Below are 15,585 nucleotides of genomic sequence, written 5' to 3' on the forward strand. Positions count from 1 at the left end.
ACCCGCTTACCGGTAACGGACGATCATTCGTGGGTGGGCGTGAGTCAAGGCGCGAATGAAAGAGGCTGTTCCCCTGCGCCGGATCGTTGTCGAGGATTGCGGGTTGTTTCGTGAACGGACTTATGTGGGTGTGTCCTTGCGCGAACCGGCTGTGCGGGTGGGCGTGCGGCGGCAAAGCCTCTATACGCGCTTTGCAGCATATGTTCGCGATGCCGATGCTGCCGTCTTGCTTTGCCATTCTGCTCCATGGCCGGTACTTCGGGCGTGAACGACCGCCGATAGCGGAGGGAAGATGAGTTCGTTGCCAGTTCTGGAAGGTCGGATCGTGCTGCCCCGGCGGATCATGTCGGGGCGCATCGTCTTTGACGGGCAGATCCGCGAGATCGCGTCACGCCCGGAGGCGCCGCGACACTACATCCTGCCGGGTTTCATCGATTGCCATGTTCATGGCGGCGATGGCGCGGATACGATGGATGGGGCGGCGGCGATCGGGCGGCTGTCGCGTTTTCATCTGGCGCATGGCACCACGACGATCCTGCCGACCACCATTACCCGGCCCTGGTCCGACGTGATGGACGCGCTGCGCGCGGTTGCCGAGGTGCGTCGGGCTGGGGTGCCGGACGGGCCTGACATTCATGGCGCGCATCTGGAAGGGCCGTTCGTCAGCCCGCACAAGCTGGGCGCGCAGCCGCCCTTTGCCGTGGCCCCGCATCCCGACCTCGTGCGGGAGGTGCTGGAGACCGGCATTGTGCGCGTGGTGACCCTGGCGCCGGAACTGGAACATGCCGAGCGGGCCATGCGGATTTTCGCCGGCGCCGGGGTGCGGGTCAGCCTGGGCCACATGACGGCCGATTACGCGCAGACCGAGCAGGCGATCTGCACGATCTGCGCCGCCGGCGGGACGGTGGGGGCGACGCATCTGTTCAACGCCATGGCGCCGATCGAGGGACGCCGCCCCGGCCCCGCGACCTCGTTGATGTGCAGCGATGCGGCTTATGCCGAAATGATCCTGGATACGCATCATGTCCATCCCGCCACCTTTCGCATGGCCGCGCGCCTGATGGAGGGGCGCCTGCTGCTGGTGACCGACGCGATGCGCGGTACCGGTCTGCCGGACGGGCCGAGCCAACTGGGCGGGCAGGACGTGATGATCCGCGACGGGGTGGTGCGACTGCCGGGCGGGTCGCTGGCGGGCAGCGTGCTGACCCTGGATGTGGCCCTGCGCAACGCGGTGGAGAGTGGGGGTGTGGCGCTGCCGCGTGCCGCCGATCTGGTCAGCGGCGCGCCGGCCCGTTATCTGGGCCTGCATGATCGGGGCGTTCTGGCTGTGGGACGCCGCGCCGATTTCGTCGTGATGGACGAACAGTTGCGGGTTCGGCAGGTGTGGGTCGCCGGACGGCAGGTGTGCTGAGGGCCTGCTCTGGCGACGCGGGCCGGCTCCGGGACGCGGTCAGGTCGGGTCGCTGTCGGAGGGTTCGGCGACGCGGATGCCGCGCCGGGTCAGGGCTTCGCGCAGCAGGATTTCCATCTGCGCGTTGACGCTGCGCAGGTCGGCATCGGCGCTGCGCCGGATGGCCGCGAGCAGGGCCGGATCGAGGCGGAGCGCGAACGCCGCCTTGTCCGGCCCGCGCGGCCTTCCCCTGCGGCTTTCGCCGGTCACGAATACAGCGTGCCCGTGTTGACGACCGGTGTGACATCACGGTCGCCGACCAGCACGACCAGCAGATTGGAAATCATCGCCGCCTTGCGTTCGGCGTCCAGGACGCCGCCCAGGCGATCTTCGAGTTCGTTCAGGGCCTGTTCGACGATCGCCACAGCGCCGGACGTGATCGTCCGCCTTGCGGCGATGACGGCGCTCGCCGCCTGTTTGCGCAGCATGGTCGCGGCGATTTCGGGCGAGTAGGCCAGGTGCGACAGGCGGGCTTCCTGCACGATCAGGCCGGCCAGTTCCATCCGGTCGCGCAGGTCGGCGGCCAGGGTGGCGGTCAGCCGGTCTCCGCCGTCGCGCAGGGACAGCACGGCGCCTTCCTGGCGGAGCGGCCCCTCCACCTGCTGTTCGGCCAGGGCGTGGCGGTATTCCTCTTCGTCATAGGGGTGGCGGCTGGCCAGGCTGCGCAGGGCGGTTTCGCCCTGGGCCGTGACATAAGCCTGATAATTTTCCACGTCGAAGACCGCGCGGGACGCCTGGGCCACGCGCCATGTCAGCACCATGCCGATCTCGACCGGATTGCCTGCCGCGTCATTGACCTTCAGGGGGCCGATTTCCTGCGTCACGAGCCGGCGGGTGACCCGCTTGCGCAGGGCGAACGGGTTGACCAGCCAGAAGCCGTCCTGGCTCAGGGTTCCTGAATATTTCCCCAGGAATGTCAGCACCGCCGACTCATTGGGTTGCAGGGTGATGAACGCACGCAGCAGGAGCAGGATCGCGCCGCCGCACAGGCCCGCGCCGATGATGTGGGCCGTGGCTGCGCTGTCCGAGGCGTCTGCCTGGATGGAGAGCAGGCTGATGGCGCCGGCCAGAGCCAGAAGCGGAATGGCGCCGATGCCGACGAAACCCGAAATTGCCCGTGCCCTGATTTCAGCCGTACCCATTCTTGCTGCTCCGTTTTTTCTTATTTTATATATTTATGATATCAAAAAATAAGCAACGAAAAAATATGCGAAGAGCGGGTTTTTTGCCGATTCAGACGGTGAGGGGCGGCGGGATGGCCCGGATGACCGGGGCCGGGCACGATCTCGGTCGTGGTGCCGCCGGCGCGGTCGCGGTGGCGCGCGTGATGCGCGCGGGCTGGGCGGGGGCTGTTGCATCCGGGCGCGGAACGAGGTTGGTTGGGCGGATCGCGGGCGATTTGCTCGCCTGTTCCCTCGTTTCGGAGTTTGCCTGACGTGTCGTCCCGCCTGAATCGTGCCCTTGGACCCTGGCAGCTGATGTTCACCGGGCTGAGCGCCATGATCGGGTCGGGGTGGCTGTTCGGTGCCGAACGGGCGGCTTCCACCGCCGGGCCGGCCGCCATCCTGGCCTGGCTGCTGGGGGCGTTCATCGCCCTGGTCATCGCCGCGATGGCCACCGAGCTGGGCGGCATGTTTCCGGTGGCGGGCGGCATGGTCCGCTATGCCAACCTGACCCATGGGCCGCTGGTCGGCTTCATGGCCGCCGGGGCGAACTGGCTTTCGATCGTCAGCGTCGTGCCGGTCGAGGCCGAGGCTTCGGTGCAGTATATGAGTTCCTGGCCGTTTCCCTGGGCGCGGGGCATGTATCATGACGGGGTGCTGTCGCCGAGCGGGCTGGCCGCCGCCGCCGTGCTGGTGGTGGTCTATTTCCTGCTCAATTTCTGGGGCGTGCGGTTCTTTGCCCGGTTCAATTCCGCCATTACGGTCTTCAAGCTGATCGTGCCGGCGACGACGGCGGTGCTGCTGATGGCCAGCAGCTTCCATGCCGGCAACCTGACCGGCGCGGAGACGGGGGGCTTCATGCCCTATGGCCTGTCGGGCGTGCTGACGGCGGTGGCGACCTCGGGCATCGTCTTTGCGTTCAACGGGTTTCAGAGCCCGCTGAACCTGGCGGGCGAGGCGCGGAATCCGGGACGGAGCATTCCGTTTGCCGTGATCGGGTCGGTGGCGACGGCGACCGTGATCTATCTGCTGCTGCAATGCGCCTATCTGGGCGCGGTGCGGCCGGGTGCCGGAGGATGGGCGGGATTGTCCTTTTCCTCGCCGTTCGCGCAACTGGCGATCGCCTTCAACCTGAACTGGGTGGCGATGCTGCTGTATTTCGATGCGTTTCTCGCACCCAGCGGGGCGGGGGCGACGCATCTGGCCTCCAGCACGCGGATGACGCTGGGCATGCAGCGCAACGGCACGCTGCCTGACCTGCTGGGGGCGATCCATCCGGAATATGGCGTGCCGCGCCCGGCGCTGTGGTTCAATCTCGGTGCCGCCTATATCTTTCTGTTCTGTTTTCGCGGCTGGGGTATTCTTGCGGCGGTGATTTCGGTCTGTACCGTGATTTCGTACCTGATGCTGCCGATCTCGGCGCTGGCGCTGCGGCACACGCTGGCGGATCGTCCGCGCCCGGTGCGGGTGCCGGTGATGCGCTTGACCGGGGCGCTGGCCTTCATGTTCTCGTCGCTGCTGCTGTATTGGGCGCGCTGGCCGCTGAGCGGGTACATCATCCTGCTGATGCTGCTGCTTCTGCCGCTTTATCTGTGGTGTCGCCGGCAGGATAGCTGGGCGCAGCATCGCGCGGCCGCCCGGCATGCCGTCTGGTTCATGGTCTATCTGCCGACGATCGCGGCCCTGTCCTATGCCGGGAGCCCGCAATTCGGTGGGCATGGCTGGATTCCCTATGGGTGGGACCTGATCGTGGTGGCCGTGGTTTCGCTGTTGTTCTGCATGTGGGGGGTGCGCAGCGCCGTGGCCGCGCCGGACCTGTCGCTGATGGACGAAGAGGATGATGGATTGCCGGATATCGGGCACTGAGCCTGTCGCCGCCCTGCGGTGGCGGCTGTGATCCAGTCTGTCGAGCGGGCGGCCGCTATCCTGGAAATCATCGCCCAGGAAGGCGGGCGGGCGCATCTGCGCACGATCCACGAGCAGATGGGCATCGGCAAGACGACCGCCCACAATATTCTGAAAACGCTTGATCGCCTGGGCTATGTGCAGCGTGTGCCGGGGGATATGCGCTATCATCTGGGGAGCCGGATTCTGAATATCGCGCGTATGGCGGGGAATGATGCCATGTTGCGCGATCGGCTGCGGCCGGTGCGGGAGGCGATTGCGCGGGCCTGCGAGGCGACGGTGCTGCTGGCGGTGCCGAGCGGGGATGAAGTGGCGTATCTCGACATGATCGAAACGCCGGCCTGGCGCCTGGATGGTGCCGGATTCGGGCAGCGTGACAGGTTGGAAGGATCGGCGCTGGGACTGGTGTTTCTTGCGTTTTTTCCGGGGTTTGAGAAGAGGATGGCCCTGTCGCAGGGCCGGACCCTGAGTGCGGCGTTTCTCTCGCAGATCGAACAGGTGCGGGCCAGGGGATATGCGCTCGACCTTGAAGCCTCCCGCGCCGGATGGAACTGCCTGGCCGTGCCGTGGCGGGATAACGGCCTGGTACAGGCGGGCATCAGCATTACCGGGCCGGCTGACAGGTTGCCCCGGCGGCGGCTGATCGAATTGAGCTGGACGATGATGACGCTGGCCGCCTGACGGTTTGGGCAGGCCGGAGAGCCTGAGCGAACATGCGCGCTGGCGGCGTGTCCTCCGCGCGTTTCCTGCGCGCATTTTCTGGGCTTCGGTGCTCGTGGCCATCAAGGCCACTCCGCTCCGATGCTCGGAAACACATGTCGGGCGCGGCCCGGAACGGGCCGCTCTCGCGCGCCAGCCCACATGTTCGGTCAGGCTCTTGCACTGTGGCGGCGGCGCGGAAGTTCAACAATATTGAATAAATTCGGAATTGTGGGGTCCGGTTATTCCATGGGCGCTGGTCTCGATTAGAGTGGGGATACGCTTTCCTGACAGCATCAGAGGTCGGTTTTCATGCAGCTTTCATCTGCTACCCATATGCTCGCCGCAGCCCGTGCGGAGGCGGAGCGGCTGGGTGTCGTCGTGTGCGTGTCCATCGTGGATGCGGCGGGGTACCCGGTTGTCTTCCTGCGCATGGATGGCGTTGCGCTGGGCTGTATCGATGTCTGCCACAAGAAGGCCAGGACCGCTGCGTTGTTTCATATGGATAGCGCGGCGTTTGGCCAGGTTGCGTGCCCTGGCGGCGGGGCCTACTCGCTGGAACAGACCAATGGCGGCATGACCAGCTTTGGCGGCGGGCTGGTCATCCGGGACGAGGGCGGGGTGGTGATCGGGGGGATTGGCGTCTCTGGCGCCAGGACCGAAGACGATATCGCCATCGGCCGCGTGGCCGTGGCTGCCCTTTCGTAAATGAGCGTAGAATCCGGGATTGATCCGATGGCGACAGAAACGATTCCGGATGGGCACGGTATTGCCCGCATCCCGCCGCCGCATGGAACGGCCCTGGCATTCCTGACGCTGACATTCGGCACATTCGTCGTGGGCACCGGCGAGTTTGCGATCATGGGGATGCTGCCCGAATTCGCCGCCTCGCTTCATGTGTCGGAAGCCCGAGCCGGCTATGCCATTACGGCCTATGCGCTGGGGGTGGTGGTGGGGGCGCCGCTCTTTACCATTCTCGGCGCGCGGCTTTCTCGCCGGGAGCTTCTGCTGGTGCTGTTCGGCTTTTTCTGTGGCGGGAATGTTCTCGGCGTCATGATGCCGACGCCGGGGCTGGTCGATATGGCCCGCTTCATCACCGGCCTGCCGCATGGTGCGCTGTTCGGGATTTCGGCGCTGATCGGGGCCTCGATGGTCGATCGCGCGCGGCGGGGCTGGGCGGTTGGCCGGGTGCTGTCGGGGATTGCGATCGCCACGCTGATCGGCGCGCCGTTTTCGACCTTCGCCGCCGATCATCTCGGCTGGCGGATCGCCTATGTCGTGATCGGGTTGGCCGGCGCCGTGACCCTGCTGGGTGTGTGGCGGTATATTCCGGCCGATCAACCCGATCGTGCCGTGACGCCGCTGGGGGAATTGCAGGGGCTGGCCAATGCGCAGGTACTGCTGACCCTGCTGACGGCGGCCATCGGTTTTGGCGGCATGTTCACGCTCTACACCTTCCTGACCAGCATCCTGAACAATGTGACCCATGTGCCGGAATGGATGGTCATGACCTATATGGTGCTGTGGGGGGCCGGTATGCTGGCGGGGGCGAATGTCGGGGCCTGGATTGTCGATCGCAACCTGAATGCGGCCGTGCTGATCGCTCTGGTGGGCAGTATCGGGACCATGCTGGTTCTGCCCTATGTCCTGCATAGCCGCATCGGGCTGATGGCGGATGTCTTTCTGGTGCCGACCTTCTTCAACGCGCTGGGGCCGGCGTTGCAGACGAGATTGATGGATTTTGCCGGTACCGCGCAGACCCTGGCGGCGTCGCTGAACCATTCCGCGTTCAATATCGCCAATGCGTTGGGGGCCGTATTGGGCAGCGTTCTGCTGGCGCACCAGTTTGGCTATGGCGCGCTTGGCATGGGCGGGGCGCTGCTGTCCGTCGGTGGATTGCTCGTCTATCTCGTGGCGCTGTTTGCCCTGAAAGGGCGGAACGCCCAGTCCGCCTGAGAGCCTGACCGCAAATGCGGGCTGGTGAGCGAGAGCGGCCCGTCAGGGCCGCGCCCGGCGTGTGTTTCCGAGCATCGGAGCGGAGCGGCCTTGATGGCCGTGAGCACCGAAGCGCAGGAAACGCGCGGAGGACACGCCACCAGCGCGCATTTGCGGTCAGGCTCTGAGAGGCTGGTTGCCGCCTGTCATCCTTCGGCGGCGGCCATTTCCGCCAGTCTGGCGACCGTATTCATGTTGCGTGCGGTCCCGGCCTTTTCGCTGGGGAGGCGCAGGCGGGTCTTCGCCATGCCGTTGGGGTAGAAGACGAACAGGGCGCGTTGTCCCGGGCGGACCTGTTCGTCCTGCGCGCCGGTGGCGCCTTCCATCGGGTCGGCCGGCAGGGGGGTGTCCACGAACAGGGCCATGACGCGGTTGCCCGGCTGGTCGGGGAACGGGTTTTGGGCCACGATCGCCGCGATCTCGGGTGCGGTCCGGACGATGACGCCGACGCGCTTGCCGCAATGCGCGTGGAGCCGGTCTTCGAGCGCCGTACGGACCTGATCTTCGGTTTCGTCGCTGTGGAAGACGACGTTGCCGCTGGCGATATAGGTTTGCACGCGCGAGAACCCGGCGGCCGCGCAGAGTGCGGCCAGACTGGTCATCGGCAGTTTGCCGGTGCCGCCGACATTGACCGCGCGCAGCAGGGCGACATAAGCCGTCATGCGATTTCTCCTTTCAGGACCGGGCGACCCGGTGCAGCCATGCGGCGGCGGCCAGTGCGCCGGCCAGCAGTAGCAGCGTGAAACCGGCGACCCCGTTCCATCCCAGGCCCGTCCACCACCAGCCGCCGACCGAGCCGGCGATGCTGGAGCCGAGATAATAGGCCAGCAGGTAGAGCGACGTTGCATGCCCCCGGTCGATGCGCGCCCGGTGCCCGACCCAGCCGCTGGCCACCGCGTGGGCGGTGAAGAAGCCGATCGTCAGGAACACGATGCCGAGGAAGATGCAGGGCAGGGCATGTGGCAGGGTCAGCATGATCCCGGTTCCCATGATCAGGATGCCGGCGGTGAGCACGCTTCCGCGCCCCATGCGGTCGGACAGCGCGCCCGCGACCGACGAGGACACGATGCCAAACACATAGACCGAAAAGAGCAGGCCCAGCCGGGTCTGGTCCAGATTGTAAGGCGGGGCCATCAGCCGGTAGCCGGCATAGTTGAAGAGGGTGACGAAACTGCCCATGACCGTGAAGCCGATGGCGTAGAGGGCCGGTAGCGCCGGGTCGCGCAGGTGGCGCGCCCAGGAGGCGAGGTGATGGCGCGCGTTCAGTCCCGCTCGGCGGATGAAATTGCGCGAGGGGGGTAGCAACGCCAGGAAGCCGAGGGCGGCGAGAAGGCCGGCGGCGCCGATGATGGTCATGGCCGCGCGCCAGGAGAACGCATCGGTCAGGATGCCCGTGCCGACACGGCCGATCATGCCGCCGAACGCGGTGCCGGCGACGTACAGGCCCATCGCCAGGCCCAGTTCGCGCGGGTGGATCTCCTCGGCCAGGTAGGTCATCGCCACGGCGGGTACGCCGCCCAGCACGAAGCCCTCGGCCATGCGGGCGGCCAGCAGGGCCGGCCAGACCGGTGCCCAGGCGGCGGCGATGTTCAGCACGGCCGACAGCATCATGGACAGGGCCATGATGTCGCGCCGGCCGAGGCGTTCGGACAGGGCGGCGGCGAGCAGGATGGCGACGGCGAGGGCGCTGGTGGACAGGGAGAGGGACAGCGAACTGCTGGCCGCGCCGATGCCGAACTGGTGGGAGAAGACCGGTAGCAGCGGCTGCACGCAGTAGAGCAGCGAGAAGGTCGCGAAGCCCGCCAGGAACAGGGCCAGCCCGGCGCGGCGATAGGCCGGGCTGGCGCGAGTAATGAACGTGCCGGCATCCGCCGGAGCAAGGGGCATGGGGGCGTCCGATCGAGAGTTCAGAACTGGTCGTCGGAGGCTGTTTGAAAAATGCCGGTGCTGGCAAGCCCTGTGGGCGTTTTTCCGCGCGGTGGGCGGGAGGCTGGCGAGGGCTTTACGGCGTGGGGTTGCCGGTGCGGGCCGCGTCTTTTCCCGTGCGGGGCGCTGTCGGGGCGGCGCCGTCTTTGCTGTGTCGTCGCGGCTGGCGGGGGAGTCAATTTCGTGCGAGCCGCGCGATTGCGCGGGCTTCGGTCAACCGATCACGGTCATTCGGCTGACATCGACCAGACCGTGATCGGTGATCTTCAGGTGCGGCACCACCGGCAGGGGCAGGAAGGCCAGTTGCAGGAATGGTTCTTCCAGCGTTACGCCCATCTCGCGCGTTGCGGCGCGCAGGATGTCCAGTTGCGCCCGCACGGTCTCGAACGGTGCGTCGCTCATCAGGCCGGCGATCGGCAGGTTGAGTTCGGCGCGGACCGCGCCGCCCTCGACGATGACGAAGCCGCCGCCGGTTTCGGCCAGCCGGTTGACCGCCGCCGCCATGTCCGCGTCGTCCATGCCGACGACGCAGATATTATGCGCGTCGTGGCCGACCGATGAGGCCAGGGCGCCGCTGCGCAGGCCGAAACCCTGTACGAAGCCGCGGCCGATATTGCCGTTCAGCCCGTGTCGCGCCACGACCGCGACCTTGGCGATGTCGCGCCCGATGTCGGGCAGGACGCGGCCTTCGGTCTCGGGCAGGTCTTCGGTCAGGAAGGTGGTGATGATCTGGCCGGGGACGATGCCCATGACCGGACGACCGGTGCCGCTGCCGGGGACCGTGAAATCCTCCGCCGTGACCGGTCGGTTGAGGATGATGCTGTCGCGGCCGGGGGCCGGGATCGGCTGGCGCTCGGCCAGTGCCGGCCCGATGGGGCGGCCGCCGGCCAGCACATCGGAGACCGTGCAGCGTTCCAGATCGTCGAGGAAGACGATGTCGGCGCGTTTGCCGGGTGCCAGCATGCCGCGATCGGTCAGCCCGAAGGCGCGCGCCGCCGTGAGGCTGGCGGCGCGATAGGCGGCCAGTGGTGGCACGCCGCGTGCGATGGCGCTGCGGATCAGGAAGTCGATATGGCCTTCATGCGCGATTTCCAGCGGGTTGCGGTCGTCGGTGCAGAAAGCCAGGAAGGGGGAGGTTTCGACCGTCAGCAGCGGCGCGAGCGCCGCAAGGTCCTTGCAGACCGATCCTTCGCGGATCAGGACCGTCATGCCTTTGCGGATCTTCTCCAGTGCCTCGTCGGCGCGGGTGGCCTCGTGGTCGGTGGAGATGCCGCCCGACAGGTAGCCGTTCAGCTTCCTGCCGCCCATCAGCGGGGCGTGGCCGTCGATATGGCGGCCCGCGAAGGCGGCCAGCTTGTCCATGCAGTCGGGGGCGCCGGACAGTACGCCGGGCATGTTCATGAATTCCGCCAGGCCGATGACCTTGGGGTGGTTCATCAGCGGGGTCAGGTCGTCCGCCATCAGGACGGCGCCGGAGGTCTCGACTGGCGAGGATGGCACGCAGCTCGACAGGTTGACCCGCAGGTCCATGACCATGCGGGTCGCGGCGTCGAGGAAATAGCGCAGGGCCGGGACGCCCAGCACATTCGCCATTTCATGCGGGTCGCAGATGGCGGTGGTGACGCCGTGGGGCAGCACGCAGCGCTCGAATTCGAACGGCGTGACCAGCGACGATTCGACATGCAGATGGGTGTCGATGAAGCCGGGGACGACGATGCGGCCGCGTCCGTCGATGACGTTGGGGCCGTCGTACCGGTCCAGCGTGCCGACGATGGTGTCGCCGCAGATTGCGATATCGGTCTCGATCAGTGCGCCGGTCACCAGATCGAACAGCCGGACATCACGGATGACCAGATCCGGTGCTTCCGCGCCGCTGCCCTGACGAATGCGGCGGGCGATCAGGTCGGGAGAGATGCTTGCCATGTCGTTCTTAAGCACGGACAGGCGGTGGCGTCCATTATATCCGTGTGGCGTCCTGGCCGGCGAGCGGCGTTCCACGCGTATGCGCGGGGCGCGGGGCTGTGATGTCGGGCATGGCCCAGAGGGCGGCGCCGCCGATCAGGGCCATGACGATGACATACAGGGCCGGCCCGGTGGCATTGTGCCCGACCAGCGCCGAGACGCAGGCCGGCGTCAGCCCGCCGAAGACCGCGTAGGACAGGTTGTATGAGAAGGACAGGCCGGAGAAGCGGGTCGCCGGGGGGAAGGCCCGCACCATCGCGATCGGCACCAGGCTGACATAGCCGGCGCCGATGCCGGCCAGGGCGGCGAGCGCCATGAACCATGAGGGATGGGCGGGGGCCACCGCGTACAGCCCCCAGGCGCCGGCGATGAGCAATGCGATGACCGGTGGGATGGTGCCGCGCAGGCCCCAGCGGTCGGTCGCGGCCCCGATCGCCACGGAGGCGAGGGTGATGCTCAGTGTGGCGATCAGGCTGGCGCGCATGGTGCTGGCGGGGGAAAAGCCATGCAGGCTTTGCAGCAGAGCCGGCATCATCAGCAGCAGGACGATGATCGCGGCGGTGAGCGTCCAGGTGCCGATCACCGAGAGGACGATTGCGCGGCGGCTGGCGCGCAGCACCATGAGCAGCGGGGCCTGCCGTGCCAGCGCATCGTTGGCCTGCATTTCGGCGAAGACCGGGGTTTCGTGCAGCCAGCGGCGCAGGCGCATGGCGATCAGCCCGAACAGGCCACCCAGGAGAAACGGCAGCCGCCATCCCCAATCGGTGATCGCGGTGGGCGACAGAGCCGCATTCAGGCCCAGCGCGACCAGTGAGCCGATCAGCATCCCCGCCGTCAGGCCGCCTGTGAGCAGGCCGCAGGCCAGGCCGGTATGCCGGGGGCTGGCATGTTCGACGACGAAGACCCAGCCGCCAGGGGCCTCGCCGCCCATGGCCGCCCCCTGGGCCATGCGCAGCACCAGCAGCACCAGTGGCGCGCCCACCCCCAGCGTGTCGAAACCGGGGAGCAGGCCGATCAGCAGGGTGGGGGCCGCCATCAAGAGCACGCTGAAGGCGAACATCTTCTTGCGCCCGTGCAGGTCGCCGAAATGCGCCATGATCACGCCGCCGAGCGGCCGCGCCAGATAGCCGGCGCCGAACAGGCCGAAGGTCTCGGTCTGGCGCAGCCAGTCGGGCTGGCTGGCGGGGAAGAAATGCTGGGCGATGACTTTCGCGAAATACGCGAAGATCACGAAATCATAGAATTCCAGTGCGCCGCCCAGCGCGGCAAGCATCAGCGTGCGCAGGTCTTTCCATGTCAGGCTGGCGGTATGGGACGGGGCTGGGGACAGGGGCATGGGGGCTTGGTTCGGTGGGGGTGATTCGGTCTGTCCGACACGGCCTGCGTTCGTAACTCTTTGTCAAGAGTCGGACTCGTGTACGTCGCCGCAAAGAATGTCTTGCGTTTCGGTCGTGCTGACCTTGAAATCGGGGGCGGCCTCCCAAAAAAAGGCGGCCGGTGCGGACGTAAAAAAACAAGAACGCGAGTCTTCACAATGGTTGATACAGGCATGACCCGCTCCGAGGAGCGGTTCATTCGCTGGTCTTTCGGGACCTATTCCGGCAGCAATCCCTCGCTTTCGGCGGGCATTATCCTGCCGACATGGAAAAGCGGGCCGTTGGCGGGGCAGCCGCGTATTCCGGCGGCGATCCGCGATCTGGTCGCGCGTGGCCTGTTGCGGGTCGCGGCCGACGAGGGGCCGCCACGGGCCTATTTCACCTCCACGGGTCTTGGCGCGGTGCGGCGCATGTTCATCCGCCCCCGGTTCGATACGCGGCTTTATGTCCATCTGTGGCGGGAGGTCGAACATCGCGGGGTGTGCGAATAGCCACGGGCCGGGCTCTGGCATTTATCCACAGAAATGGGGACAATCCTGTGGGTGATGTCGGGGAAGACGGTCGGACGGATCGGATTCCATCAGGCTTGTGCATGGGATGTTGCGACCCGCTTCAAAAGGAGGCAGCCGGCATGGTGCCGATCGATCACATTCCGATTGCATTCTCGGCCGGCGTGCCGGAGGACCGGCGCGCCGACGTGCGGGCGGCGCCGCATTTCCGCCGCTGGCTGGAGCAGGCGGCCGCGCGCTTCGACCTGCGCGGCATCGTGGTGCGGGATGTGGTCTTTTTCGGGGCGCGGGTGGGATTTATCCTGGTCGATGCCGATGCGTGGCATGAGGGGCGGAAGGTGCCCGGCGCCGCGCTGTTGCGTGGGGATGCGGTCTCGGTTCTGGTCGTGCTGCATTGCCCCGGTCAGGCTCCGCGAACCATCCTGACCTGCGAGGCGCGCCTGCCGGTGGCCTGCCCCGACCTGCTGGCACTGCCGGCCGGGATGGTGGACGGTGGAAATCTGGTCAGCACCGCCTTGCGCGAACTGGCCGAGGAAGTCGGCCCCGATCTGGTCGTGCCTGCCGAGCGGCTGATCGAGCTGACGACGGTATGGCCGTCGCCCGGCGGCTGTGACGAGGCAATCACCCTTTATGCCGTGGATCTGGAGATCGACGAGGCGACGATGCGGGCGCTGGATGGACGGCGGACCGGGAACGCGGCCGAGCATGAATCGATCCGGCTGCATGTGGTCGCACTGGACGATATTCCGCGCCTGGGCCGGACGGATGCCAAGACCCTGTTGTCCTACCATCTCTATCGGGCCGGGAAGTCCATCTAGCGCCTGGTGCCCCTGCTTCCCCGAAGGCCGGTCATCGCCTGGGTTGCGTTCCCGGTGATCTCTTTCCGGTGGGGTGCAGGAGGAACAGGGTGACGCTCTGGCGGGGCAGGGAGGCGTGGAGCCGGGCGTTCGTGTAGCGGGACGGCGCCAGGTGGACGATCCTGTTATCCGCCAGTTGCCAGGTTTCCACCGTGCCGGTGTCGGACTCATGGGCCAGCGACAACGAGACATCGGCCATGCTGTCGAGCTGTTTGTTGATGACCATCACCGTCGTTGCGCCGTCCCTGGCGCGCAGGGCGGCGAAGGCGGACACCCGGTCGGCGTCGGGTACTGCGGCCTGGATGCTCGTCTCGCCGAACCCATCGCCCTGGTCGTCGTAATTGCGGTAGAGTTTCATGGCCTTGTAGACCGGCGTCCCCGGTTGGGGTGCCGTCCAGCGCAGGGCGATATCGAGCCGTTCCCGGCCGAAGATGCCCAGGAGATCGGCCTGGGCCGTCGCGCCGTTCATCAGCTTCTCGCCGCCCCAGTTATACTCCGTCAGGGCGATGGGGGTGCCGGGATAATAATACCGGTCCACCCATTGCCGCATCAGCGGAATCAGGGCGATCACGCTGTTGATCCAGGTCGGGTCCTTGTAGTGCCGGTCCCACAGGTCGCGGGTCGAACGGTTGCGGGCGCGTGCGACGGTGGGGGAATCGGAATCGGAAAACTCGCCGCCCTGCGGGTAGAAATGCAGGCTGAACACGTCGATCGGATGACCGGCGGCTTTCCATCGTGTCAGCAGCCATGGAACATAATCCTGGCCCTGTGTCTGGTTTTCCCGATCGGGCGGATGGGCCAGGCCGTGCTGTGTGTCGTATTGCTGGTCGAAGCCGCTATATTGATAGCCCGTCCAGCCCCATTCCTCCGGCCCCACGACCAGCCCATGTGGATCGGCGCTTTTGATGGCCCTGGAATAGAGGATGCTCCTGTCGGCGACTTCCTGCGCGTGGGCGCCGATGGGATGGACGTCGTAATGGGTGATGTGCCAGAGGCTCGGTTCGTTATCGAGGATATAAAAGCGGATGTCGCGGCGGGTGAAGCCGGCCGCCAGTTGCCGCACGCGGGCGTGTTCGTTGGCAGGGGTATCCGGGGTTTCGGCATCGTGCGGGTCGGCGTGGGCGATGGGCGTGCCGTCGGGCGCCCGGCCGTTTCCCGCGTCGGGAAACCATTGGGCGTCGTGTGCCTGCTGCGGCCCGTATTTCGCGATGGAAAAGCTGGCGAGGCGCGTGTGGTTCGGACCCAGTTTCGCAGTCCAGCCGATCATCGGAATCGTCACCATCGGGATGGCGCCGCTCTTTCTGGCCGTGGCGATGAAGCGTGGCCCGAACTGGGCGGTTGCGTCATCTGGTGGACATGGCAGGCTTTCGTAGAACCAGTCTGCATCGGTGTTGCGGGCGTCAAGGCGCCAGTTGTACGAACTGGCATTGTTGCCGCCGGAACGGGTGATGGGGGCGCGAAGATCGTGCAGGACGGCGGCTGAACCGAAATTGACGCCGTAGATCAGCGGGCTGATCGGATGACGCCCCGCTGCCGCATCGACGGCAATTTCGACCGCAAGCGTGTCGGCGCGGGCATGCGTGAACTGGAGGACAAAGGCGGCTACGAGGGCAGAGGCTGCTTTACGCATTGGTTTGTCGCCCATCATGGTACCCTGCGGGCTGTTTGCGGAGTGCCCCTGTCGGAGACTCGCCCCGCGTTTTCTGTGCTGCGTGGCAGGTGGCCATCAAGGCCGCGACGCTC

14 protein-coding genes are annotated in these 15,585 nt (G+C 66.6%); 7 read left to right on the forward strand and 7 right to left on the reverse strand.

Translation table 11 applies throughout. The features are described 5' to 3' along the window. Window positions 1–292: 292 nt before the first annotated feature. A complete protein-coding gene (gene nagA / locus HLH25_RS07415) occupies window positions 293–1,411 on the forward strand; it encodes an N-acetylglucosamine-6-phosphate deacetylase (RefSeq protein WP_182973451.1) in 1,119 nt (372 codons plus the stop codon). Window positions 1,412–1,450: 39 nt separating this feature from the next. Here the strand turns inward: nagA and HLH25_RS07420 are convergent, their stop codons facing one another. Both HLH25_RS07420 and HLH25_RS07425 read right to left on the reverse strand, forming a co-directional pair. Further along, on the reverse strand, window positions 1,451–1,660 hold the full coding sequence (locus HLH25_RS07420) for a toxin-antitoxin system HicB family antitoxin (RefSeq protein WP_182973452.1): 210 nt from the start codon (window positions 1,658–1,660) through the stop codon (window positions 1,451–1,453). Further along, on the reverse strand, window positions 1,657–2,592 hold the full coding sequence (locus HLH25_RS07425) for an SPFH domain-containing protein (RefSeq protein ID WP_182973453.1): 936 nt from the start codon (window positions 2,590–2,592) through the stop codon (window positions 1,657–1,659). Before HLH25_RS07425 ends, HLH25_RS07420 begins: the two co-directional genes overlap by 4 nt. 294 nt (window positions 2,593–2,886) lie before the next feature. Between HLH25_RS07425 and HLH25_RS07430 the strand changes: the two genes are divergently transcribed. The 4 genes from HLH25_RS07430 (at window position 2,887) to HLH25_RS07445 (ending at window position 7,173) form a co-directional block, all read left to right on the forward strand. Beyond that, entirely contained in the window at window positions 2,887–4,479 is a 1,593-nt protein-coding gene (locus tag HLH25_RS07430; protein ID WP_182973454.1) for an APC family permease, read from the forward strand. A gap of 27 nt (window positions 4,480–4,506) precedes the next feature. After that, window positions 4,507–5,199 (forward strand): IclR family transcriptional regulator, encoded by a 693-nt coding sequence (locus HLH25_RS20645; RefSeq protein WP_182973455.1) that lies wholly within the window; start codon window positions 4,507–4,509, stop codon window positions 5,197–5,199. A 330-nt stretch (window positions 5,200–5,529) separates the two neighbouring features. Next, window positions 5,530–5,925 carry a GlcG/HbpS family heme-binding protein gene (locus HLH25_RS07440; protein WP_182973456.1) on the forward strand — a complete coding sequence of 132 codons (396 nt, stop codon included), beginning with the start codon at window positions 5,530–5,532 and terminating at the stop codon, window positions 5,923–5,925. Between the two features lie 27 nt (window positions 5,926–5,952). Then, a complete protein-coding gene (locus tag HLH25_RS07445; protein WP_182973457.1) occupies window positions 5,953–7,173 on the forward strand; it encodes an MFS transporter in 1,221 nt (406 codons plus the stop codon). A gap of 185 nt (window positions 7,174–7,358) precedes the next feature. On the opposite strand, the gene HLH25_RS07450 is transcribed toward HLH25_RS07445, so the two are convergent. From HLH25_RS07450 to HLH25_RS07465, 4 genes are all read right to left on the reverse strand, one after another. Further along, window positions 7,359–7,874 (reverse strand): DUF1697 domain-containing protein, encoded by a 516-nt coding sequence (locus HLH25_RS07450; RefSeq protein WP_182973458.1) that lies wholly within the window; start codon window positions 7,872–7,874, stop codon window positions 7,359–7,361. A gap of 13 nt (window positions 7,875–7,887) precedes the next feature. Then, window positions 7,888–9,099, reverse strand: a complete 1,212-nt coding sequence (locus HLH25_RS07455; protein WP_182973459.1) for an MFS transporter — start codon at window positions 9,097–9,099, stop codon at window positions 7,888–7,890. Window positions 9,100–9,351: 252 nt separating this feature from the next. Then, the gene (gene ade, locus HLH25_RS07460) at window positions 9,352–11,061 is read right to left on the reverse strand and encodes an adenine deaminase (protein WP_182973460.1); all 1,710 of its coding nucleotides are present in this window, start codon (window positions 11,059–11,061) and stop codon (window positions 9,352–9,354) included. Between the two features lie 34 nt (window positions 11,062–11,095). Next, window positions 11,096–12,436 (reverse strand): MFS transporter, encoded by a 1,341-nt coding sequence (locus tag HLH25_RS07465; RefSeq protein WP_182973461.1) that lies wholly within the window; start codon window positions 12,434–12,436, stop codon window positions 11,096–11,098. Window positions 12,437–12,649: 213 nt separating this feature from the next. Here HLH25_RS07465 and HLH25_RS07470 point away from each other — a divergent pair, with 213 nt between their 5' ends. Together HLH25_RS07470 and HLH25_RS07475 are read left to right on the forward strand one after the other, a co-directional pair. After that, window positions 12,650–12,967, forward strand: coding sequence for a hypothetical protein (locus HLH25_RS07470; protein WP_246401602.1), 318 nt, complete (start codon window positions 12,650–12,652; stop codon window positions 12,965–12,967). A gap of 140 nt (window positions 12,968–13,107) precedes the next feature. Continuing rightward, entirely contained in the window at window positions 13,108–13,803 is a 696-nt protein-coding gene (locus HLH25_RS07475; protein WP_182973463.1) for an NUDIX domain-containing protein, read from the forward strand. A 31-nt stretch (window positions 13,804–13,834) separates the two neighbouring features. Here HLH25_RS07475 and HLH25_RS07480 read toward each other — a convergent pair whose 3' ends face one another. Then, on the reverse strand, window positions 13,835–15,472 hold the full coding sequence (locus HLH25_RS07480; protein WP_220791722.1) for a glycoside hydrolase family 44 protein: 1,638 nt from the start codon (window positions 15,470–15,472) through the stop codon (window positions 13,835–13,837). Window positions 15,473–15,585: the final 113 nt, after the last annotated feature.

The sequence above is a fragment of the Gluconacetobacter dulcium genome, assembly GCF_014174165.1.
In the GTDB taxonomy this organism is placed as follows: Bacteria; Pseudomonadota; Alphaproteobacteria; order Acetobacterales; family Acetobacteraceae; genus Gluconacetobacter; species Gluconacetobacter dulcium.